The 23655-nt window shown below is 65.1% G+C and carries 16 protein-coding genes; 10 read left to right on the top strand and 6 right to left on the bottom strand.

The genetic code is table 11. The features are described from left to right. The first annotated feature begins 31 nt into the window (after nt 1-31). The 8 genes from ACYVB7_RS06935 (at nt 32) to ACYVB7_RS06900 (ending at nt 12480) form a co-directional block, all read left to right on the top strand. Nucleotides 32-1213 carry a pseudouridine synthase gene (locus ACYVB7_RS06935; RefSeq protein WP_460505977.1) on the top strand — a complete coding sequence of 394 codons (1182 nt, stop codon included), beginning with the start codon at nt 32-34 and terminating at the stop codon, nt 1211-1213. Continuing rightward, the gene (locus ACYVB7_RS06930; RefSeq protein WP_460505976.1) at nt 1200-2354 is read left to right on the top strand and encodes a PGAP1-like alpha/beta domain-containing protein; all 1155 of its coding nucleotides are present in this window, start codon (nt 1200-1202) and stop codon (nt 2352-2354) included. Before ACYVB7_RS06935 ends, ACYVB7_RS06930 begins: the two co-directional genes overlap by 14 nt. Before the next feature lie 114 nt (nt 2355-2468). Next, nucleotides 2469-4427: an Hsp90 family chaperone protein gene (htpG, locus tag ACYVB7_RS06925; RefSeq protein WP_460505975.1), complete on the top strand. Its 1959-nt coding sequence runs from the start codon at nt 2469-2471 to the stop codon at nt 4425-4427. 666 nt (nt 4428-5093) lie between these two features. Next, nucleotides 5094-8804 carry an ATP-binding protein gene (locus ACYVB7_RS06920; protein WP_460505974.1) on the top strand — a complete coding sequence of 1237 codons (3711 nt, stop codon included), beginning with the start codon at nt 5094-5096 and terminating at the stop codon, nt 8802-8804. Further along, entirely contained in the window at nt 8794-9483 is a 690-nt protein-coding gene (locus ACYVB7_RS06915; protein ID WP_460505972.1) for a condensin complex protein MksE, read from the top strand. Before ACYVB7_RS06920 ends, ACYVB7_RS06915 begins: the two co-directional genes overlap by 11 nt. After that, on the top strand, nt 9480-10745 hold the full coding sequence (locus ACYVB7_RS06910; protein ID WP_460505971.1) for a hypothetical protein: 1266 nt from the start codon (nt 9480-9482) through the stop codon (nt 10743-10745). Before ACYVB7_RS06915 ends, ACYVB7_RS06910 begins: the two co-directional genes overlap by 4 nt. Further along, nucleotides 10742-11557, top strand: a complete 816-nt coding sequence (locus ACYVB7_RS06905) for a DUF7281 domain-containing protein (RefSeq protein WP_460505970.1) — start codon at nt 10742-10744, stop codon at nt 11555-11557. The genes ACYVB7_RS06910 and ACYVB7_RS06905 overlap by 4 nt, the downstream gene beginning before the upstream one ends. Before the next feature lie 425 nt (nt 11558-11982). Next, a complete protein-coding gene (locus ACYVB7_RS06900; protein WP_460505969.1) occupies nt 11983-12480 on the top strand; it encodes a cupin domain-containing protein in 498 nt (165 codons plus the stop codon). A gap of 25 nt (nt 12481-12505) precedes the next feature. Here the strand turns inward: ACYVB7_RS06900 and ACYVB7_RS06895 are convergent, their stop codons facing one another. From ACYVB7_RS06895 to ACYVB7_RS06870, 6 genes are read right to left on the bottom strand one after another with little or no spacing between them, the layout of a single operon-like run. Further along, nucleotides 12506-14299 (bottom strand): alpha/beta hydrolase family protein, encoded by a 1794-nt coding sequence (locus ACYVB7_RS06895; protein WP_460505968.1) that lies wholly within the window; start codon nt 14297-14299, stop codon nt 12506-12508. Then, nucleotides 14296-16848 carry a glycosyl hydrolase 2 galactose-binding domain-containing protein gene (locus tag ACYVB7_RS06890; protein WP_460505966.1) on the bottom strand — a complete coding sequence of 851 codons (2553 nt, stop codon included), beginning with the start codon at nt 16846-16848 and terminating at the stop codon, nt 14296-14298. Before ACYVB7_RS06890 ends, ACYVB7_RS06895 begins: the two co-directional genes overlap by 4 nt. Continuing rightward, nucleotides 16845-17834, bottom strand: a complete 990-nt coding sequence (locus ACYVB7_RS06885) for a DUF1839 family protein (protein WP_460505965.1) — start codon at nt 17832-17834, stop codon at nt 16845-16847. Before ACYVB7_RS06885 ends, ACYVB7_RS06890 begins: the two co-directional genes overlap by 4 nt. Before the next feature lie 13 nt (nt 17835-17847). Beyond that, entirely contained in the window at nt 17848-18759 is a 912-nt protein-coding gene (locus tag ACYVB7_RS06880; protein ID WP_460505964.1) for an amino acid--[acyl-carrier-protein] ligase, read from the bottom strand. Nucleotides 18760-18797: 38 nt separating this feature from the next. Then, nucleotides 18798-19985 (bottom strand): acyl-CoA dehydrogenase family protein, encoded by a 1188-nt coding sequence (locus ACYVB7_RS06875; RefSeq protein WP_460505963.1) that lies wholly within the window; start codon nt 19983-19985, stop codon nt 18798-18800. A 5-nt stretch (nt 19986-19990) separates the two neighbouring features. Beyond that, a complete protein-coding gene (locus ACYVB7_RS06870) occupies nt 19991-20227 on the bottom strand; it encodes an acyl carrier protein (RefSeq protein ID WP_460505961.1) in 237 nt (78 codons plus the stop codon). 75 nt (nt 20228-20302) lie between these two features. On the opposite strand from ACYVB7_RS06870, the gene ACYVB7_RS06865 reads away from it, so the two are divergent. Together ACYVB7_RS06865 and ACYVB7_RS06860 are read left to right on the top strand one after the other, a co-directional pair. After that, complete coding sequence (locus ACYVB7_RS06865; protein ID WP_460505959.1) at nt 20303-21067, top strand: MgtC/SapB family protein; 765 nt, start codon at nt 20303-20305, stop codon at nt 21065-21067. Further along, nucleotides 21054-23654, top strand: a complete 2601-nt coding sequence (locus ACYVB7_RS06860; RefSeq protein ID WP_460505957.1) for an EAL domain-containing protein — start codon at nt 21054-21056, stop codon at nt 23652-23654. Before ACYVB7_RS06865 ends, ACYVB7_RS06860 begins: the two co-directional genes overlap by 14 nt. The last annotated feature ends 1 nt before the right edge of the window (nt 23655 follow it).

Genomic DNA, 23655 nt, shown 5'->3' with positions numbered 1-23655 from the left:
CAACGGGGCCCATTGCCCCGACAATCCCCCCATGACCGAACGCAAACCCCTGGGCCTGGGCCCTGAGCAGCAAAAGCTGCGTCAACAGCGCCAACAGGCCCTGCAACGCCTGCAGGCCGCCAAGAGCGAATCCGCACCTCCCCCCGCTGCCGAATGGCCCAAGGCCCCACCCGCCGCTGCGCGCCCTGGCCCCGGCACCGGCCCCCGCTCTGGCCCCAGCGCCGGCCCCCGCTCGGGTCCTGGTGCTGGCCCTGCCCGGGGCAGGCCGCAGCCACCCCAGCGCCCGCAGCCTGCACGGCCTGATGCCCGGCGGCCCCAACAGCCTGCCCGTTTCCCCGTGGCCGCTGCGGCCACCGCCCCGGTTCCAAGAGCCGCGCCAGCACCCGCGCCCGCGGCTGTCCGTGTGCCCGCCGCGTCGGGCCAGGCGGTGCGGGTCACCGGCGCTGCCGAGGGCATCCGCCTCAACAAACGCATGGCCGAGCTGGGCCTGTGCTCGCGCCGCGAGGGCGATGCCTGGATTGAAAAAGGCTGGGTCACCGTCAATGGCGAGGTGGCCGTCATGGGCCAGCTGGTGCAGCCGCTGGACCGCATCGACATTGCGCCCCAGGCCAAGGGCGAGCAGGCGCAGCAGGTCACCATCCTGTTGCACAAGCCGGTGGGTTTTGTGTCGGCGCAGGCCGAGGACGGCCACCCCCCGGCGGTCACCCTCATCAACCCGCGCACCCATTGGTCGGGCGACACCAGCCGCATCCGCTTCAACGCCCATCAGCTCAAGGGGCTGGCCCCGGCGGGGCGGCTGGACATCGACTCCGTGGGCCTGCTGGTGCTGACGCAAGACGGGCGGGTGGCCCGCCAGCTCATCGGTGAAGACTCCGACACCGAAAAGGAATACCTGGTGCGCGTGACCTACGCCACCGTGCAGGGCGAGGTGAGCACCGACGTGCAGGCCATCTTCCCCAAGGAGCAACTGGCCTTGCTGCGCCATGGCCTCAGCCTGGACGGCGAAGCCCTCAAACCCGCCCAGGTGGAGTGGCAAAACCCCGAGCAGTTGCGCTTTGTGCTGCGCCAGGGCAAGAAGCGGCAAATCCGCCGCATGTGCGAGCAGGTGGGCCTGAAGGTGGTGGGCCTCAAACGCATCCGCATGGGCAACGTGGTGTTGGGCAACCTGCCCGCCGGGCAGTGGCGCTACCTGGGTGCCCATGAAACCTTCTGACCTGCGGGCGGCGGTTCAGCTGGCGTCTGCGGCCACGCAAGGCGTGGTCAACATCACCGAGGGCGTGCACCACGCGGTGCACCGCAGCATGGGCCTGCCCACCGCCCCGGGGCGCACCACCGGGCTCACCGGGCTGGTGTACCGCAGCATCCGCAACACCAGCCTGTTGGTGGGCCTGGGGCTGGACCGGGTGTTGCAAGCCCTGTTGCCCCCCGACGCCACCGCCCAGCCCGACGGCTCCGAGCGCCAACAGGTCATCGCCATCCTGAACGGGGTGCTGGGCGACCACCTGGCCGCCACCCACAACCCGCTGGCGTTGGACATGACGGTGCAGGGCCCAGGGGGACTGGCCTTGCCCGTGGCCAACCCCTCGCCCCACCTGCTGGTGCTGATCCACGGCCTGTGCATGAATGACCACCAGTGGCTGCGCCACGGGCACGACCATGGCGCGGTGCTGGCCCAGGCGCTGGGCTGCACCCCGCTGTACCTGCGCTACAACACCGGCCTGCATGTGGCCGACAACGGCCAGCGCCTGTCCGAGGTGTTGCAGGATTTGGTGGCGCACTGGCCGATGCCGGTGCAAAGCCTGCGCATCGTGGCCCACAGCATGGGCGGGCTGGTGGCCCGCAGCGCCTGCCAAGTGGCAGAGCAGGCCGGGGCCGCATGGTTGCCCCACCTCAGCCACCTGGTGTGTCTGGGCACGCCGCACCACGGTTCGCCGCTGGAGCAGGCCGGGGCCTGGGTGGACACCTTTCTGGCCCAGGCGCCCGGGCTGTCCCGCTTCACCGCGCCGTTTGCGGCGCTGGGCCGGGTGCGCAGCGCGGGCATCACCGACTTGCGCCACGGGCGGGTGACCGCCTCCGGCCAACAGGTGCCCTTGCCGCCGGGCGTGGCCTGTTTTGCCGTGGCGGCCACGCTGGCCCCGCAACGCGGCCTGCTGGCCGACCGGCTGGTGGGCGACGGCCTGGTGCCGCTGCGCAGCGCGCTGGGCCAGCACACCGACCCGCGCCGCATGCTGGCCTTCGGGGCGGGGCACCAGCGGGTGTTTCACAAGCTGGGCCACCTGGGCTTGCTGAGCAGCCCAGCGGTGGCGCAGCAGCTGCGCACCTGGCTGGCCACGCCACCCACCGCCAGGGCTTGAAACCGGCCTGACCGTCCCCACTTCAGCGCCTTGGCGGCACAGGCCCCTGTGGCCGCCGCCACCCGGTGGCCCTGCCACTGCCCGATTTCGCCGTTTTTTTTGTTGAACGACACCATGAGCAAACAGACCCTGAACTTCCAGGCCGAAGTGGCCCAGCTGCTGCACCTTGTGACCCACGCGCTGTATTCCAACAAGGAAATCTTTTTGCGCGAGCTGGTCTCCAACGCCTCCGATGCCTGCGACAAGCTGCGCTTTGAGGCCCTCAACAACAACGCCCTGTACGAAGACGCGCCCAACCTGGAAGTGCGCCTGGCCTTCGACAAAGAGGCCAAGACCCTCACCATCACCGACAACGGCATTGGCATGAGCGCGCAGGAGGCCATCGACCACCTGGGCACCATCGCCAAGAGCGGCACCAAGGACTTCATGAGCCGCCTGAGCGGCGACCAGAAGAAGGACGCCCAGCTCATCGGCCAGTTCGGTGTGGGCTTTTACTCCGGCTTCATCGTGGCCGACAAGATCACCGTGGAAAGCCGCCGCGCCGGTCTGAAGGCCGAAGAAGGCGTGCGCTGGATCAGCGGTGGCACCGGCGACTTCGAGGTGGAAACCATCACCCGCGCCGCCCGCGGCACCAGCGTCATCCTGCACCTGCGTGAGGATGCATCTGAGTACCTCAGCCACTGGAAGCTGAAATCCATCGTCGGCAAGTACTCCGACCACATCAGCCTGCCCATCCTCATGCAAAAGGAAGAGTGGGACCAGGAGAAAAGCGAGTACGTGCAGAAAGACGAGTGGGAAGCCGTCAACTCCGCCAGCGCCCTGTGGACCCGCGCCAAGAAAGACATTTCGGAAGAGCAGTACGCCGACTTCTACAAGAACATCAGCCACGACCAGGAGGCCCCGCTGGCCTGGACACACAACCGCGTGGAAGGCAGCACCGAGTACACCCAGCTGCTGTACATCCCGGCCAAGGCCCCGTTCGACCTGTGGAACCGCGACAAGAAGGGCGGCCTCAAGCTGTACGTGAAGCGCGTGTTCATCATGGACGACGCCGAGGCCCTCATGCCCTCCTACCTGCGCTGGGTCAAGGGCGTGGTCGATTCGGCTGACCTGCCGCTGAACGTCAGCCGCGAGCTGCTGCAGGAAAGCCGCGACGTGAAGGCCATCCGCGAAGGCAACACCCGCCGCGTGTTGTCCATGCTGGAAGACCTGGCCAAGAAAGACCAACTGCCCAGCGCTGAAGGGGCCGACGGCCAAAGCAACGATGTTGTCGACGTGCTGAGCGCCGAAGACAAGGCCGCCGCCGAGAAAGAGGCCGGCAAGTACAGCCGCTTCTACGCCGAATTCGGCGCCGTGCTGAAGGAAGGCCTGGGCGAAGACTTTGCCAACCGCGACAAGATCGCCAAGCTGCTGCGCTTTGCCTCCACCAGCACCGACACGGTGAGCGTGGGTTTTGCCGACTACAAGGCCCGCATGAAGGAAGGCCAAGAGGCCATTTACTACATCACCGCCGACAGCCTGGCCGCCGCCAAGAACAGCCCGCAGCTGGAAGTGTTCAAGAAAAAGGGCATTGAAGTCCTGCTGATGACCGACCGCGTGGACGAGTGGGCCCTGTCCTACGTGCACGACTTCGACGGCACCCCGCTGCAAAGCGTGGCCAAGGGCGCGGTGGACCTGGGCAAGCTGCAAGACGAAGAAGAGAAAAAGGCCGCCGAAGCCGCCGCCGAAACCTTCAAACCCGTGCTGGACAAGCTGAAGGAGTCCCTCAAGGACAAGGCCAAGGACGTGCGCGTGACCACCCGCCTGGTGGACTCCCCCGCCTGCCTGGTGGTGGAAGACCACGACATGTCCAACCAGCTGGCGCGCCTGCTCAAGTCCGCTGGGCAAAAGGCCCCGGACAGCAAGCCCATTCTGGAAGTGAACGCCGAACACGCGCTGGTGAAAAAGCTGGACGGCTCCAGCCACTTCGACGACCTGGCCCACATCCTGTTCGACCAGGCCCTGCTGGCCGAAGGCGGCCTGCCCGAAGACCCCGCCGCCTACGTGCGCCGCGTGAACGCGCTGCTGGTGTGATGTTGTGAATGTTTTTGGCCTCTTGCGCTTTTAAATAAAGCGTAGGCAGCTATTAAAACGAGAGTGAATGCAAACGCCCTGGGTTCCAGGGCGTTTGTGTTTTTGGGGGCTGTTCACACCTCGGTGTGCGTGCATGTCAGCGCCGCGGGTGTGGTGAGCGGTACACAGTGGGGCTGGGAGGATGGTTCACTTTTTGTAGCTGCTTGCACTTGTGTATCAAGAGCTAGGTGCACTTTTGGTATGAGGTTTTGGCTGGTGCGGTGGCAATCAGCCCCAGCGCCGGGGCCGTGGCCGTGGCCGTGGCAGCCTTTACATTGGTGGGGCCAAAAGAACTGCGCCGGAGAACGTGCAGGGCGACACTTTCAGGAGGAAATCGTGACCAGAACATTCCACACCGTCCGTTCGATTCCGCAGGTTCTGCGGGATGCATTGAGTTGGGGCGAAACGTGAAACGGATCTCTGCTCGAACCCGAGTGAATCAACGTCAACTGACTGGCGCTCTCATTCACAAGGCGATGGCTCGTACTGGCTGCTTTTTTGGCTATTCTGAACTGGTGTTTGCTCTTGTTCTGATCGTGTCCCCAGATCCATGCGATGCGGCACGGCGTCCATTCATTTCGAAATGACAGGTAGGAGATAAAGCAATTGACTTCTCGACTTCGACGAATGTTGCTGGTGAACACGCGCACGAGTGGCAACTTCACTTCGGCCAGCATCAATGAGATCGATCCGCGAGGCGGTGCTTCCATTACTGGTGAGAACGCGGTTGGCAAGACCACGACGCTCGAGCTCTTCCCACTTTTTTTTGGCACTCTTCCAAGCCAGATCACAGAGGCCGTCGGCGGGCGTGAGCCAATGCTCAAGTTCGTACTGCCCATGCCCTACAGCGCGATCGTCTACGAGTACCAGTGCGGCGCAGATGAAGCACACGACTTGCGCTGCACCGTCTTGCGTCGCACCGACAACGATCACAGACCGGTTTACCGCTTCATCAACGGAGGCTTTCGAGAGGAGGCTTTCCTGCGTTCCGATGAGCAAGGACGTCAGATCTTCTGTGATGACAAGCAGATGGTGGACGCCTATTTCTCCATGGGGGTCGAATGTTCTCGCCAACTCGATATTGCTGAGTACCGGGCGGTGATCCTGGGGACTGAGGCAAGAACGCAAGACGCCAAGGCTTTGCGTCGCATGAGCGTGGTCTATGGCTTCGGAACACGCCTCACCAACTTGGATCGTTTGATCGCAGCGGTTGCCAAGGAACGGCTGGACTTCAAGGACTTTGTTCGCTTGGCCATCACTATCGTCCAAGAGCGTCTGAACACGCATGGCGATGCCCCCAGTCGACAGAAAGTCACACTGCGCCAGAGCAAAGATCAGATCACTCGTTGGCTGCGCGATCGCAGTGCCTTGGACCTCGCCTTCGGCATGGCCAAGGATGTCGGGCTGCTTCGCGATGGACTCGAACAACACAACCAAGCAGAGATGGCATTTCGCGCCGTCCGCTTGGAGGTTGCTCCCGCACTCAAGCTGCGCCGTGAGCGGTTGGCTGCGGCCCAAGACTCGCTCAAACAAGCGCGCAGCGACATGAATGCACACAATGTTCAGTCCCAGCAAACGTTAGAGACGTTGCAAGCAGATGTCGAGAGGGCAGCCAACCACAAGGATGCCTGCGCCAACAAAGTGCGCGAAGAAGATGCACGCCGGGGGGCGCTTCATCTATCGGAGGTCCAGGAATGGGCTCGCGCCCTCGATCGACTGGATCAGATGCAGGTCACGCTTCAGGGCCTCGACTCCAGTGCAGAGGCGATGTCCGGCAAGTCAGCCGACATTGAAGTTCGATTTACCAATCTCGTCAACGACGCCCGACACGCAGCGAGGGACGCTGCCAGCCGGCTTCGGGCGTCGAAGGACGACATCCGGTCCCGCGCAAAGGATGCGGAGGATGCCCTTCGCAAGGCATCGAAGGTGCAGGAGGAAGGCTTGACGGCAGAATTCGCAGCCATTGAAGCCGATCTCAAGCTACAGATCGACCATCTGGTCGAAGGCAAGGCCAAGCTTGATGCACAGATCGAGGCAGCTCAACCCAGCCGCACGGCTTCTGATGCCCAAGCGGACGCACGAGTATTGGTTCGAGCGGCCGATCAACGCTTGCTCGAAGCCACGGATACTCTCGCTAGAGCAAGGTCGGCGTGGGAGCGCGCAGTCCGCGAGCAAGGCGATGCTGACGGCGTAGTCGAAAGAGCCGAACAACGAATCAAAGGCGCTCAGTCGGACGTGGTTGAGGCTCAGTCCCGCCTGAACCCCGCCGACGGGACCCTGCTGAGCGCTCTTCGCTCACACCCTGACGAAGCCTGGAAAGCGGATCTCGCCAAGATCCTGGATCCCTCGTTGCTCTCACGCACCGATCTATCCCCGACGCACCACCCCAATGCCGATCCTGGTACGGCATTCGGCTGGCAGATGGGCACCACGGCCATCTCTCAGCCCATCTGGTCGGACGATGCGCAGTTGCGCCAGGCGCTCGCCCAAGCCGAGAGCACGCTCGCTGCAGCCAGAGGTCGCCTGGTTGAGGATAAAGAGCTGCTTCAGCAAGCCGCAGAGAACGCTCGGAAGAAAAAGACGTCGTTGGATGAGGCTCAAGCCGAGCATTCGATCGCTGTGTCGCGCCAAGACAGCGCGCGTAAACAGGAAGCGGACGCTGACGAACAATGCCGCATTGAGGTCGCAGAGCTGAAGCGGAACGGGACCCAGCGGGCACAAGAGCTCGCCGATCAGCTACGTGAACTTCGCAGCCAGTTGACCAATGGGGCGAGCCAACTCAGAACTGCTCGAAGTGAGGTCGCCGCATCGCTCGACGAAGAGCTTCGCCAGCATAGGGATGCGATGAACCAAGCCATCGATTCCATCGAGCAAGAGGCGCGAGATGCAGAAGCCAAAGGCGAGACTTCCGTCAAGTCCCTTGAAGCCGACCGCGATGCGAGTCTGAACGCTGCAGGCGTTGATCCCGTCCGGCTCGCTGAGATTCGTAAGCAGGCGAACGACCTCAGGAACGAGATACGCACCATCACCGCTCGCCGCCCTACGGTGGATCTGTGGCGGCAGTGGCTCAACGAGGGTGGCGATCAGATCCTGGTCAAGCTCAACTCGACCGCCAGCAGCGCGCAAAGTGAACATCAAAAAGCCCGAACTGCGTACACCGAGTGCGAAGCAAAGGCAAAGCGGGAGCTGGAGCGGCTGACGCAAGAGGTGGAAAAACTGGAGTCGCTTGAGCGCAAGCTCATCGAAGAGATCAGCGTCGTCAAGGGCATGCTCGACGAGTGCGGATTGAGCGAGGTGACTTGGCGAGACGTGGATCCTGAGCAGAGCCTGGAAGATCTGCGTGCACGTCTGAACCGCGCAAGATCGCAGGTCGAGGGCAGCGAAGCACTGATCCGTAGGCGGCATGCGCCTATCCGCGATCAACTCACTGGTCAAACAAGCTCTGTGGCCGACTATGTCCAGCGCAGCCTGGACGCTTTGCCCGGCGAGATGTCGCTCGTGGGCAAGGCCGCCGAGCTGTGCGCCATCTACGATGGCCTGAAGCGACAGGTGCTGCCCAACGTCATCAACGACGTGACCACGATCTTGAATCAGGTTCGGCAGTTCCGAGGGGTGATCACCCGTTTCGAGAGCGAGGTCAACCATTTCAACAAGGAGCTGCAGCGCGGCCTGAACGTGGCCCAGTTCCACCGCATCGAGAGCCTCAAGGTCGCGATCGTCTCCAACTTCGCCGAGCTCTCGCTCATGCGGGAGATCGATGAAATCGACAAAGTCGCCCGGGCACACGAGACGAGCTCGGCGGTCAATGATCGAGCCCAGTTGCCAGACGCCCAGACGGCGAGCGCTTTGACCAAGTTCCTGCAGCTGTTGCGCCAGGACTCCACGGTGGAGCTGGACCTTGCTGCGCACGTGGACCTCAAGGGCAGCGTGACGGTCAACGGCCAAACCCGTCATTTCAGTCGGCCGGCTGATCTCGAGCACATCTCTTCCACCGGCATCAACGCGATCATCCTGATCAGCCTCCTCGTGGGCATGCTCAACATGATCCGGGGCGACAACGACATCTACATCCCCTGGATCAGCGACGAGGTCGGCAAGTTCGACCCGGGCAACTTCAAGGGTCTCATGGACACGCTGCGCGAGAACCGAATAGATCCGGTAACCGCCTCGCCCACCCTCACCCATGCCGAGTTCCGCCACTTTGCCCGCCGCTACGTCTTCAAAGACCGCGGCTCTATCGGAATGTTTGCGCCGCAGGCCAGGTCAGGAAAACGGGCTCACGCGGAGCCACAGCATCAAGGTGTTGAGATGTCTTCAGGAGTTGCCCATGAAGCCTGAGACCCTCAACACATTGCTCGCTGGCCACTTCGTATGTCAATACGCCTTCCCCGAAGCCTACGCAGACCTGAGTGATGCCGGTGAGCCTGAGCGGGTCGACCAATGGTTGCAGAACATCGACCGACGCCTGTCTCGACTGGGCGCTGATGGAGCTTTCTTTGTGGCGCCCTTGCAGGTGCACACGAACGAACAGGTCAACAAGGTCAAGGCAGACCTTGCGCGGTTCCGCGACGTTTATGGTCTGCTGGTGGAGATGCTCAATCTGGTGCGTCTGGCCAAAGAGGGCTTCCGCGGTGTTCCAGGCGACTACGTCCAGCTGGCCGACATCCTCATCAAGGTCAACGAGGACACCACCCTGGTGAGCCGACTTCGCGAACTTCGTATTCCAGGGGCAGACGCCCGACTCTCGAACAACGAGCTGCTGCGCAAGATGCTTGAGCGGCTGCGAACCGATGGCTACCTTGTCCTATCCAATTCCTCGACAGAGACCTACCAGATAACAGGGAAAGTTGACCATCTGCATGCCGTCATGCAGTACCTGGTGGAAAACGTTCCGGAGCTCACGGACCACGCACTGGCCGATGCGGACCTTGCCGAGGACGAAGCCTCAGATCCGCAAAGTGACCTCCTTCGTGCAGCAAACAGCGATCACGAAGCTGATCCTGGGAGCCGTGGGTGATTGAGGCGCCGAACCTGATCCAGCAGCTGCTCAAGGCGCTGGCGGATCACAGCGACTTGGTGAGCGAGGCCATCAAGGGGCCCGTATCCACTGGCGGCAAGCGCAACAAGGGTGTGGACGCACTCATCCGCATGCGTGCACTTATGCCCGTTGACGAGGACACGTACTACCTCAATCCCCTGCTACGCGAGTTCATCGGGGACTACGTTGTCAGCTACGGCGCTTTTCGTCAGTTGGCCCAGCTGGACATGCCGATCCGGCAACTGCGGCTGGAGTTCGACAACCTGCGCGAGTTTCGCCGGGAGGGCTCAGTACGCGATGCAGATAGGGCGATGGACAGGCTGGACGAGGCGGTCGTGAGGATCGGGTTCTTCATGGACCAGAACCTGCAGATGCTCAGTGCAAAGGTCACGACAAACTTCGGTGACGTGGATTCCGTGGCGGGCAAGATTCGCGAAAACAAGTTTTACGTCGCGGAGGTGCGCCGCTTCAGCCGTCAGATCGTGAGTCTGAACGCGAAGGTCCAGGAAATGGAGCAAGAGGCTGTCGGACTGCAACTGCCCGAGGTGCGCCGACTGCTCAATGTCCGAATCCTCTCCCGCCTGACCGACTGGACCGCCCGCATTGGTGACATCCAGCGCGTTGTCTCCAAGAACCTGTTCGCGCTGCGCCAGATCGAGCAGCGCCAGCGCAACCTTGCCAACGTGGCGCTATGGCTGTCGAAGAACAGGATGAGCGACGGCTTTGAGCTGGACGTCACGCCCGAAGCTGCAGAGCGCATGGTCACACCGGTCGGGCTGGTGGCCACCTGGAACGTGGATGTCTCCGACAACGACATTGCTGTCACTCAAGGGATCCTTGCTGGGGCCAAGCGCCTTCCGCCCATCACCATCACGCCCAAACCTGATCCTATCGAGTCACCAGAGGTGCTCAACACTACCCAGGCAGTTGTCGAGCCTGAGGTCGATCCGATAGACGAACTCATCGATGCTTACGTTGTGCACATCCGAAGCCTCGATCATCACGACAACGAACAACCCGCATCATTACTGGAGTGGCGAGAACGTTTTGGAGAAACCTTCGGCTTGGAGCGAACTGTCACAGACGAGGAGTGGCTGCTCTACGCCTGCGCTCAGATGGCCTCTACCGGACTACAAGTTGAGGTGGTGGCCCGTCCGCGTACACCAGGGGAGTACAACGACATGTTTACGGATGCCCACGCTTGTCGACAGGACTCTCGATCGGATGGATTGAACTCATGAGCCTTTCTTCACGCGATATTGCATTTCTGCAAGACTTGGTAGCCAAGGGGGCCGGACAAAAGGGAGCTTCCCAGGCGTCTCAGCACTTCTGTCGTCACTTTGGCATGGGCCAGCACATTGGGAGCCGTTTCGAGTTCTGCCAAGCTGATGCCGATCGTGCGCGTCAGATGTTGACGATTGCCGGCATTGCCATTGAGCCTGCTGCGCAGGCGCTACGGCGATCGCAGGCGGGATTGAACAACCCGTCGCAGGAGAAAGCTGGCACCCTACCACCCCACCAAGACTCTATCGCCGTCAAAGCAGCCCACGGTCGCTGTGAATACAAGGGCGACCCCGTGCCGTCAGTGGGCTACCAAGTGCTCACCCTGGAACAGGTATGCGAGATTCGCGCCGACGTACTTCTCGTGGTCGAGAACCTCGAGAGCCTTCGGTTTTTGGAGCGCAACCTCTGGATCGAATACCAGGAGCTGGATGTGCTGGCCATCTTTCGGGGTGATGGGGTCTTCAGGGCAGATCTAGTGTCACGTCTGCTGGAAGCTAGCAGCGCACCGGTTTGGGCCTACTTCGACTTCGACCCCGCAGGACTGGGCATGGCTGCCAAGCTGCCACGGCTGCAGCGAGTCCTCTTGCCCGACGAAGTGGTGCTTGTGAGCGCGGTGCGCAAGGCGAATCAGGTCCATCTGTATGCCGACCAACTCGACCAATGGGGAAGCGTCCTCTCGTCAGACGGTCGCTCGAAGATTCAACGCCCTTGGGCTCTTCTGCGAAAGCTGAGGGTTGGATTGGCGCAGGAGCTCATGGACTTGCTCTGAGGCCGCTTTTGTGCAATTGCAGGCAAGGAGTTAACCATGTAATCAGATGGGCGGCAGGTCAGTGCTTGAACCGCCTCGGGGCGGTTCAGTACTGGTTCGCATATCCTGCACTTGTTCGAACGGCGGCAGTTTTGGAATTTGGCGAGGAAGCCGAAGTTTATGAATCACCTTCCTAACGAGTCAGGTGAGATCGTGCAAAGCCGCCATCCGATCCTTTCATGGGGCAGGCCCAGGCGGTCTGAGGTGAGGCGTTGAGCTGCGGTAGATGGGTCCATGGAATCGGGGGGCGGCGGGCAGACGGCGGTGTTTTCCCGTGTTTTCTCAGCGCACAGTGCAAGCCCACTGGTGTGCTTAGTTTTTGATACTTTTTTGCTACCTACCGCTTTCTGTATAAGAAAAGTTTGCTATTGATTGGATACCAACACATGTCAAATCAAATCGGGTCTATGGGGCGCTGGGTGATGGCCATGGCTGTGGGCGGCGTGCTCACCGTGGCGGGCACGCAGGTGTTGGATGCGGCGCGTTATGTGCGGGCCTTGCCCCTGCAAACGCCTGCGGTGGCCCAGCCCATGCCTTTGCAGCCGCTGGCCGATGCCCCGGCCACGGTGCAGGCGGGGCGGCCTGCGTTTCGGGCGGCGCATTACACCGATTCGCCGGGGCGGCATTCCGGCAGCGGCATCTGGGCGTGTGACGGCCCCAGCACCTTCGAATGGCATTTCGAGGCCGACGAGGTGGTCTACCTGCTGGAGGGCGAGGTGCAGGTGACCTACCGCGGCCAGCAGTTCACCATCCACCCCGGGGAAACGGCGGTGTTCCACCAGGGCAACAGCGCGGTGTGGCATGTGCCCGAGCGTGTGAAAAAGTCGTACACCCTGCACCACCCGCCGCTGCTGGTGCGCCTGTGGCGGCGCTGGGTGGGCTGAGCGGCTGAGCGGCGGGGGGGCCGCCTCACATCAGCGCACGGCAGGCTTGCAGCACCTCGGCGTGCATCACCCGCCGGGCGTCGGGGGCGGTGAGCAGGTGGTCGGCCCCCGCTACCAGGGTCATTCGGGTGTGGGGCAGGCGGGTGAAGCGCTGGCCCTGCGGGCCGAAGTAGTGGGCGAATTCGTCACGCCCGCCGTCGTCTTCGCTGTAAACCACGGTGACCCGGGTGCCGCGTTGGGCCATGCGGGCAAAGCCTTCCAGCACCCGTTCGTGGGGGTCGGTGGGCCAGGTGTCGGCCTGGGGGGCGTGCAGCCACCGCAGGGTGGCACGGCGCAGGCGGCGGCCCAGGGTTTGCAGCCGTGCCCAGGCCATGTGGCCGAATTTGGCGGCAATGCCTTGCCAGTTCACCTGCCCCTGGAGCAGCCGTTTCCAGGTGTCGGCTTGCAAGGCCAGTTGGCCGTAGGCGTGGGCCGAGCGGGTGGTGCTGCGCATCACCGCTTCGAGCGAGGTGCCCGGCACCCACACGAACTTTTGCACGTTGACCAGCAGCAGGTGGCGGATGCGCGGGTCGGTGCGGGCGTGGTGAAAGGCCAGGTAACCCCCGCTGCACGTGCCCACCAGCACCAGCGGGTGGCTGGGGTGGGTGTGGCTGAGGTGGTCCACCACGCGCTGGAGGTGGGGCAGCATCTGGTCGTTGTACAGCAGCTCTTGCGGGGGCTGGGGCAGCGGCAGGCTGTCGCCCACGCCGGGCAGGTCAAAGCGCAGGCTGTGGCAGCCGTTCTGCGCCAGGGTGCGGGCCAGGTCCACCCAGCTGCGCGACCACCCGTGGTGGGGGTTGCGCCCGGTGTTGCACAGGATGACCACGGGGCGCGGCCCTGCCGCCGGGTGGGCGGGGCTGGCCGTGGCTTCGCACAGCACCGCGGCCATGGGCGCTTCGCCCGGGATGAGCAGGCCGGTTTCCACAAAGCCGGTGTCGGCCAAGCGGGCGCTGGGCAGGGGCAGGGGCGGTGCCGTTGCGCAGGTGCCATGGGTGTTGGCGGGCGCGTCGAGGGCCGGGTGGGGCTGGTGCAGCCACTCGGCCAAGGCCTGCCACAGCGCCACGGGCGGGCGGCTGAACAAGGGGTTGCCGATGTGCTGGTCCAGGTCGTCGTAGGGCACGGTGGTGAGCTGGGTGGCGGGGGCCCACAGGGCTTCAAACTGGGTCCAGGCCTTGGAGCGTTGGGCCAGGCCCACCAGCACCTGGGCCACGCCGGGTGGGGGCGGGCGGGTGGTGGCGTCCACCGCAGACAGGGCACTTTGCAGCTCGTCGCCCCAGGCGATGCCGGTCACTTGCAGGCCGGTGGCGCCCGGGTCGGCCAGGGTGCGCAGCTCGCGCAGGTGTTGGCGGCCTTGGAGCACCGGGGCCAGCAGGGCCAGGCGGGGCACGGTCAAGCCTTGCTGGCTGGCCTGTTCCACGCAGGCCAGGGCCACCAGGGCACCCAGGCGGTGGCCCAGCACACAGGCGGTGGGGGTTTGGGCCTGGGCCAGCAGCAGGCGCAGGGCGTCCACGCCCGCGTCTATCCACTCGGGCCACAGCGCGGGGTCGGTGAGGCTGCCCAGGGCGTCTGTCGTGCCTGGCAGGTCCACGCGCAGCACCCAGTGGCCTTGGTGGGCCAGTTGGTCGGCCAGGCAGGCCAGGCTGTGGCGGGCGCACAGGTCTTCAGCCCCGTGGGGGCCGAACATCAGCACCGGTTCTTGCCGTGGGGTTTCAGCCGCGGGGCGGTGCAGCCAGCCCCGGCTGCGGCCCCAGGCCACGGCGTGCAGGGTGGTGGGCGTCATGGCGCGCCACCATAGGCCACGGCCTGAAGGCCGTTGAGCGCGTGCACGGTGCCTTGGGGCGGGGTGGGGGTACTGCCGGGGCGGGGGTGCAGGGGCACCCGGCGCGGGTGGCCGGGCACCAGGTGGAAGTGGTTGTGCCGCGGGCGGTGGCTGTCGTCCTGGATGTGGACAAACCGGGCCAGCGTGGTGGTGCTGAGTTCCAGGCACCAGCCTTGGGGGGTGGACACCAGGTGGGCGCTCAGGCCCAGCTCGGTGCGGTCGGTGTTCAGCCCCAGGGGGAAGTGCACGGCCTGCAGGGGCTCGGAGGGTTCGGAAGCCTCGGGGGTGGCGGTCACCACCACGGCGTCGTGCGCGGGCGGGCCGAAGCGGTAAGCGTAGGTCACGTCGGCAAACGCGCCCAGCACCTCGGTGGCGTTGAGGCTGAGGTGCCCATGCGCAGGCACCTGCACGGGCAGGCTGCCTTCGGCCACCGGCTGACGGCCCTGGCGCAGCAGCGCCACGTGCAGGGTGAAGGCGTGGGCGTGGGGGTGGTCGTTGACGAGGTGGATGTCCAGCCCGTCGTTGCCCTCGTCGGTCAGCAGCAGGGCCAGGGGCTGGGCGGCCTGGGCAAAACCCTGGGCCGCGGCCTTGGGTTCGCCGTCCACGGCCAGCAGGCCCCAGCCTGCGCCGGTGCGCAGGTCGGTGGAGGTGAACACCAGCGCCCCTGCGGTGGGCGAGCCGGGGTGCCGCCATTCGGCCAGCGTTTGGTGCAGCACGTGGGCCGACACGGCGCGCGACAGCGCCAGGTAGCGCTGCGCGTCGGTGCGGCGCAGTGCCTGGGGGTCCACCTGGAACAGGCGTTGCAGGTAGTGGTCGCGGGTGTCTTCAAAGTCCCAGCTGGCGTGGCGGTCGCGGGGCACGCCGGCCTTCCAGTCGGGGTGGTGCACGGCGGGCACGCCCAGGGCGTGCAGCGACACGGGTTCGGGCACGTGGGCCAGGGCCAGGCATTCGGCGGCAAAGCGGGGGGCGGTGCGGCGGGCGTCGCCCAGGTCGCGCTCGTAGGCGCCCACGCCAAAGCAGTGCGACACGCCTTCGCGCACCGAGAACGGCAACGCGCCGCCCCACGGGGTGCTGGGCAGCACCACGCGGCCCGGGCAGTGGGTGGCGCACCAGGCGGGCAGGGTGTCTTCCAAAAAGGGGATGCGGCGCTTGGCCTCGGGCAGGCCCAGCATGGCGGCCTGTTGGTGAATCTCGCTGCCGCCGCACACCACCACCAGGCTGGGGTGTCCGGCCCGGGTGGCCACCTGGGCGTCCAGTTCCTGCAGCAGGTCGGCGGCAAAGCCGGGGTCGGCCCAGGGGTAGTCGAAGTTGGCCAGCATCAGGTCTTGCCAGACCATCAGGCCCAGGGTGTCGCAGGTGTCGAAAAAGCCCGGCCCCATGTAGCTCAGCGGCCCGGGCAGGCGCACCATGTTCACCCCCAGGTGGGCCAGGGTGTGCAACTGCGCCTGGTTGGCGGCGTCGTGGGCGGGGTCCAGCAGGTGGGCGGGGGTGAACACCGCGCCGCGGGCAAACACCGCCACGCCGTTGACCCGAAGCTGAAAACCTTTGCCATCGGCCTGGCGGTCCACCGTCACGTCGCGAAAACCCACGCGGCCCAAGCCCATGGGCCGCAGCAGCGGGGGGGCGGGCGTGTCAGGGCCTGTGGGCGCGGTGGGGGCTGGGCTGGCAGGCGTGTCGGGGGGGCACAGCGTCACGTCCAGCAAGATGGCGGGGCCGTACCCTAGTGGCCACCAGCGCGGAGGCGTGGGCAGTGTGAGTTGGGCTTGCCAGAGGGGGCGGGCGGCAGGGTCGTCCGCCACCGCTGCGGCCACCAGCGGGGCGTGCTGACCGTGGCAATGCACCTGCCAGCCGTGCAGCGCACGGGCGCTGCGCAGGTGCACGCGCAGGTGGCCGGTGTCGCCGTCGAGCTGGGCGGCAAGCCGCACGTCGGTCACGTCGTCGGGCTGCACCAGGGTGACGGGTTGCCACGGTCCCACCACGTCCACCGGGGGGCACCAGCTGGGCAGGTGGCCAATGAGGGTGGTGCGAATGGCGCGCAGTTGGGCCGGTTCGGCCATGGCCACGCGCCACCGGGCGCGGGGGGGCTTGAGGGTTTGCAGGTGCTGGCCCAGGCTGCGGAACACCAGGTGCAGGGTGTGGTTGCCGTGCAGGGTGACGGGCAGTTCCAGCGGCGCAAACATGTGGGTGTGGCGGGCCAGGCGCACACCGTCCAGAAACACCTCGGCCACGGTGGCCAGGCCCTCAAACCGCAGGTGGTGGGGGCCGTGGCCGGTGAGGTTGTGGCGGTACCACAGGTCGTGGTCGTGCAAGGGGCGCGGCTGCGACGCAAGGTATTGGCCTGCGGCGGCCAGGTCCGATGCGGCGGTGCCGGGCACGGTGGCGGGCCACCAGCTTGGGGCCTCGCGTTGCGTATCCGCATGGGCATCGGTGCCAGTGCCGCCAAGTGGGGGCAGGTCCCACGCATTGGCGGGGGTTTCGCACAGCGTCCAGCCGTGGTCCAGGCGGATCATGGTGCGGGGGCTGCCGCGTTGGGGGCCAGTGCCTGGGCCAGGTGCTGCTGGAGGGTGTCGTACACATCGGCCAGGGCCAGCACGCCGTCCACCAGGGCATCGGGCTTGCCGCGGGCCACGGCGCGGGCCAGTTTGAACTGGAGCACCTTGGCCTCGTTGGCGATGTGTTCGGCCTGTTGCGCCGCCTGGGCCAAGGGTGTGTGGGGCCAGCGGATCAGCAGCGCGGCCATCAGGCCGAAGTTGGCCCCGAACTGGCGCAGGGTGTTGAAGGCGTAGGCGTGGAAGTAGGCCTGTCCGCGCTGCATCAGCACCTCCAGGTGCCGGGGCAGGGCTTGTGCGTAGGCGCGGAAGGGGTTTTGGGTGGGGCGGCGTTGCCAGTGGCGTTGCAGCTGCCGCCAGGCTTCTGCCGCGGGTTGGGGGTGGGTTTGCCCGCTGGATTTGACGATTTCGGTGTACGGCAGCAGCAGCCCTTGCTGGCCGGGCTGGCGTTGCAGCACGCCGTCAAAGTCGTCCCCTTGCAGGCGGCCCCGGGCTTCGTTGTGGAAGTAGTCCAGGGTGCGGGCGTCGGTGTCCATGCCGAAGATGCCGATGGTGGTTTTGCCATGGGCTTCGCGGTAGGTCACGCCCTGGGTGTCGGGCAGGTGGTAGCCGTCCACCTCGACCAGCACCACGCGGTCCAGGTTCAGTTGGGCCAGCACATGGCCTTGCAGGTCGTCCCACACGGCCAGCTCGTGGACGGACAGGCCGTACAGGGCTTCCATGTCGTCGCTGGGCACCTTGAAGAAGCTGAAATGGTCGCCCTCGAAGTCCTGGATGAGGGTGAAGGCCAGCATCCACACCGGGTCGTGGCCATGGGCGGCCACGAGTTCCACCATCAGGTCGACCGAGCAGTTGGTTTGCGGCCAGGCCCGCTCGGGGTGGTGCAGGGCATGCAGGGTGTGGGGCTGGCCCGCCAGCGCGGCCAGTGCGGGGACAAGGGCGTTCATGCGGGCTCCGGCATCAACCCCACAAGGCTTGGCGAACGGAGGCGGGCCATTGCGCCACGTCGGTGCCGTGGTGGGCAAACAGGGCCAGGGCCACGCGCTCCATGCCAAAGCCCACGCAGGCGGTGTGGGCGGTTTCGCCGTCTTCGGTTTTCAGGCCCCAGGTGTCGCCAAAGTGTTTCTGGTGGTAGTTGAAGCTCAGGCAGGCGGTGGGTTTTTCGGTGCTGGTGATGGGCACCAGCAGTTCGAACTTGAGCGCCTGTTCCCGCTGGCCGCTGGCCAGGATGCGGCCTTTGCGGCCAAAGAAGGGGTCGTTGGCCACGTCCACTTCCACCGGCAGGCCCAACGCGGCAATCATCTCTTGGCCGCGTTTCATCCAGGTTTCCCGGAATTCCAGCACCTGTTCTGCCGTGCCCATGCGCACGTACTCGCGCATGCGGAACAGTTGCATGCGGGCCGGGTCTTGCGAGGGTTCGTGGCGGAAGCAGTACGACAGCAGGTCGTACAGGTGGCCTTGTGCGGGCATCGCCCCCAGCTTGGCCGCGGTGGGGTAGAGGGGATAGCAGGCGGCGGGGGTGAGCACGATGTCGGTGGCTTTCTGCCCGCCGGTCCAGTCTTCACCCGCGTCCATCTGGCCCAGCAGGTGGAGGTGGTCGGCTTCGTTGCCCATGAAGGCGTGCACGGTGCCCGCCAGCTGCGGAAAACCCTTCATGTAGCCCGATTTCTCGAACAGGGCGCGGTTCATGCCCGGCGGGAAGCGCACGCGGGTGGCGCCGTCGTCACCGCCAAAGCGGGTGATGAAGGCGTCAAAACGCTCCACCACGTCTTCAAACACATGGCCGCGGCCATACAGACCGTCCACGCCGGTGTCGATCAGCAGCCCGGAGAACAGCAGGCGGTTGAGCAGCGGGTTTTGGGTGTCGCACATGGGGGAGTCTCCGGCTGGGGGGGATCAGGGGGCAGAGGTCAGAGCTGGCTGTTGAAGCGGTTCATCAGCGACAGGTTGGCCGTGTTGGTCAGGATGCGGTCGTTGCTGATCATCACGGGGGCGGAATGGGCGTCGCGCAGCAGGCGGCCCAGGCTGTAGGGGCTGTCGTTGCGGTATCCGGGCAGGCCGCAGATCAGCATGCAACGGTTGAGGATGTCCACCACCGCCTGCGAGGTGTTGACCTTGAGGGTGTTCATGTCGGCCAGGAAGCTCACGCTTTCCAGTTGGTCGGGCTGGCGCAGGGCGCGTTCCAGCCGGTCAATGCCGCCCAGGATGGCCCCCTTCATGGCCTGCACGGCGGTGGTCAGTTCGGCCAGGCGGGCCATGCCGGGGGTGGGGTACACCCCGGGGCCCATGACATGGCCGCGCCGCTTGGTGTCGGCCTTGACCATGGCGTGGGCACGGCTGGCGGCCTCGGTGGCAATGCCGTACCAAACCGACGCCCACAACACATGGGTGTAGCCCAGCATGGACTGCGCGGCGATCTCGGCAAAGGGTTGCGGGAAGACCTGCTGTGCCGGGGCTTGCACCGACAGCGCAAAACCGTCGGAGCAGGTGCCCCGCATGCCCAGGGTGTTCCACCCGCCGGTGTGCGTCAGGGTGTATTGGTGCTTTTCGGCCACCACCATCACCTGGTCGGACGCCGGGGCTGCGCGGTCACGCCGGGCGGTGATCAGGATGGCGTCGGACTGCAACCCGTAGGAGATGACGGTGGCGTCTTTGTGGAGTGTGAAGGTTTCTTCGGCCCCTGAGCCCTGCCGTTCCACCGCGCAGATGGAGCTGCGCAGGTCCCCGCCAATGCCCCCGCCTTCGGTGGTGGCGGAGCCCAGCAGCAACTGCTCGGCGCAGACGCGGCGCATGAAAGCCTCGTGCCAGGCGCTGCCCGGGCCGTGCGCCACCAGGCTGGACACCTTGATGTGGTGCATGGCGTACACCAGCGCGGACGAACCGCAGGCCTGGCCGAGGGCAGAGCACAGCTCGGCCACCTGCCGCAGGCCCAGGCCCTCACCGCCGTACGCGGTGGGGATGAGCGCGCCCATGAGACGCTGGGCCTTCAGGGCTGCGAAGGTTTCGGTGGGGAAGCGAGCGGCAGCATCGACATCGTCGGCGTGCGCGTGCGCCACGGGCAGCACATGGTGCTGCAAGCGCTCAAGGGCTTGGGACATGGTGTTCAACCCTGCAATTCAGCGATGGCCGCCGCGATGTTGGCAATGCTCTGGAAGGTTTTGCGATTGAGCATCTTTTCCGTGAATTCCACCTCAAAAGTGTCTTCCAGAGCCAACATCAGTTGCACTGAGGCGAACGAGGTCAGCCCCGCTGCATACAGGTCGTCGTCGTCGCCCAGCTGAGCAGCCGCAGCGCCCAGCTTGCCCTCGTTGGCCAGAATGGTTCGGATTTGTTCCTTCATGGGTCCCTCATAATGGTTCAGCCCAAGCATGGTAACGCTGGGTATGTTGCACAGCCGTGATGTCAGGAGACCCCGATGCACAACCTCACCTCTTCGTACATGGCGTCGTTCTGGTCGGGCGCGATGCTGGAGGTGAACCTGCTGGTGTTCATGAACCTGATGGGGGCCTTGTGTCTGGGCCTGCTGGTGGGGTATGAGCGTTCCTACCATGGCCGTGCGGCGGGCATGCGGACCTATGGCATCGTGTGCATGGCGTCTGCGGCCTTGACCGTTTTTTCCGGTTTTCCGGCCTACTGGTGGGGCGGGCATGCGTCGGTGGCCAACCTGCCGTTGGCGGGGGCAGACCCGACCCGGGTCATCCAGGGCGTGGTGACGGGGGTGGGGTTCCTGGGGGCCGGTGTGATCATGAAGGAGGGCCTGAACATCAGTGGCCTGACCACGGCTGCATCCATTTGGGCCAGTTCCGCGATTGGGGTGCTGGTGGGCATTGGCTTTTATGGCGCGGCCATTTTGCTGACGGTGCTGTCGGCCTCGCTGATGATGTGGGGGCCCAAACTCGAAATGCGCCTGCCCTCGCGGCGGGCCATGGGCGTGAGCCTGGTGTTTGGGGCGTCGACCGAACCCGACGAAAACCTGCTGCGTCAGCGCGTGGTGTCGTGGGGGTATTCGGTGGCCGAGGGCACCTTGCAGATCACCCGCAACGCCGAAACCATTTCATGGCATTTCGTGATGGTGGCGCAGCGCAGCCACCCCGATCCCAGTTCCCTGTTCGAGTTGTCTCGCGGGTTGCAGGCGGTGGCCGGGGTGGAAAGTGTCCAGATCAGCCATGCGCGCAACTGAGCGTCGCCTTTGGCGGGTGGTCCTGGCCCTGGTCGTGTTCGGCTGGGGGGCCTTGGCGGGCTGGGCACAAACTCCGGCCTCGGAGCGTGTGGTTCGCTTGGGGGTGTACGACAACCCACCCAAAATCTTCATGGGTCCCGACGGGCAACCCAGCGGTGCGTTTGGTGCGTTGGCCCGGGAACTGGCAGCCTTGCAAGGGTGGCGCTTGCAGGCGGTGGCCTGTGAATGGCAGGAATGCCTGAGCCTGCTGGAGCAGGGAAAGCTCGACCTGATGCCTGACGTGGCCTACAGCGACGAACGGGCCACTCGCTTTGCATTTCACCAGGAGCCGGTGATGCACAGCTGGTCCCAGGTGTACCAGCGCAAGAACCTGCGTGTTGAGTCGGTGCTGGACCTGCGGGGCTTGCGTGTGGCGGTGCTGGAAGGGGGCACGCAGCGGCCCTACTTCGAGTCGCTGCTGGCGGGCTTTGGGGTGCAGGTCCAATGGGTGCCAGAAGCCACCCTGGCACTGGCGTTCCAGGCGGTGGCCCAGGGAAAGGCCGACGTGGTGCTGTCCAACCATGTGTACGGCGAGTGGCAAGCCCATCGGCACGGGGCGGTGCGCACGCCCATTGTGTTTCAGCCATCACGCCTGTTTTTTGCAGCCCCACGGTCGGGGGACCCCGAGCTGCTCAACGTCATTGACGCCCAGCTTCGTCGGTGGAAGGCCGACCGGGACTCCTTCTATCACCGGAACCAGCAGCTTTGGGGGGATGGGGCTGCGGCGAACCCGGTGCCCACGTGGTGGTGGTGGGCGCTGGGTGTGGGCGGCAGCTTGTTGTTGCTGGCTTCGGCCGTGGCGTACGGGTTCCGACGCAAGGTGCAGCAGCAAGTTCGGGAAAGCCGCGCCAGCGAGGAGCGGCTGAACACCATCCTGGACAGCGTGGACGTGGCCATTTTCATCAAGGACCCGGCACTGCGTTACCAGTACACCAACCGGGCCTTTTGCGAGGCACAGGCCCGGTCGCTGAGCGAGATCGTGGGGCAAACGGCTTCGGCATTCCTGTCCCCCGAGGTCGCCGCTGCGGAGGAGGAGAGCGACCGCCGGGTGCTGCTTGAGGGGGAGCGGGTCTCCCAGGAGGTGACGCGGGAGACGGGGCATCCTCCGCAGTTGCGCACCTACCGGTCGCTGAAGTTGCCCTTGCGCTCGCCCGACGGGCGGATTTATGCCCTGTGCGGCATTGCCACCGACGTCACCGAGCTGCGCCGCCAGGTGGAAGAAATCCACCTGTTGGCGTTTTTTGACCCGCTGACGGGTTTGCCCAACCGGCGGCTGTTCATCGAACAGTTGCATGCCGCCCATGCGGCCAGCCAGCGCTCCGGGCGCGATGGGGCGCTGATCTTCATTGACCTGGACCATTTCAAACTGGTCAACGACACCCGGGGACACGAGGCCGGGGACAACCTGCTCAAAGCCCTGTCCAGCCGCTTGCAGGCCCACATTCGGGACAGCGATGTGCTGGCGCGGTTGGGTGGCGATGAGTTCGTGCTGTTGCTGCGCGACTTGTCGATCGTGCCCGAGCAGGCCGCTTTGCAGGCCCAGGTGGTGGCCGACAAGGTGCAGCAGGCGTTGCGCTTGCCGTTTGATCTGGGTGCGGTGGCGCACGAAATCACGGCCAGCCTGGGCATTGCCCTGTTTTCGGATGCGCGCTCCAGCAGTGACGACTTGCTGCGCTGGTCGGACATGGCCATGTACGAGGCCAAGCTGAGCGGGCGCAACGCCACCCGCTTTTTCAACCCGGCCATGCAGGACCGGGCCACCGCCCATGTGGCACTGGAGCAAGACATCCGGCATGCGCTGGCCCAGGGGCAGTTTGTGCTGCATTACCAGCCGCAGGTGGATGTGGACGGCAACCTGTGTGGAGTGGAGGCCCTGGCGCGCTGGCAGCACCCGGAGCGTGGTCTGCTGTCACCGGCGCATTTCATCCAGGTGGCCGAGGAAACGGGTTTGATTGTTCCGCTGGGCCAATGGGCGTTGCACACCATCTGCCGTGACATGGCCTCGTGGCAGGCGGTTCAGCCCGACGCCCGCTGGCGGGTGGCGGTCAACCTCAGTGCCAAGCAGTTCCACCACCCCGACTTCGTGCGCCATGTGACCGACGCCCTGGAGTCGTCTCAGGTGGACCCGGGGCGTGTTGAGCTGGAACTGACCGAAAGCCTGTTGCTGGACGACGTGGACCAGGTGGTGGAGCGCATGCGGGTGTTGAAGGGGCGGGGGGTGCTGTTCTCCTTGGACGACTTTGGCACGGGCTATTCCTCTCTGAGTTACCTGCGCCGCTTGCCGTTGTACAAGCTCAAGATCGACCAATCGTTTGTGCGCGACCTGGGGGGTGAAGGCGATTCGGCTGCCATCGTCCGCACCATCGTGGCCTTGGCCGATTCCCTGGGCCTGGAGACCATTGCCGAGGGGGTGGAACAGGAGGCCCAGCGGGACCGCCTGGCCGAGCTGGGCTGTACCCAGTACCAGGGGTACTACTTCAGCCGCCCCATTCCCCGGGCCGATTTCGAAGCCAATTGGCTGCACGCCTCAGAAAGTGCGGGCTGCTGAG

The sequence above is a fragment of the Hydrogenophaga soli genome, from assembly GCF_054777695.1.
Note: the sequence above shows the minus strand (reverse complement) of the source record. Positions and strands in the feature narration are given on the sequence as shown.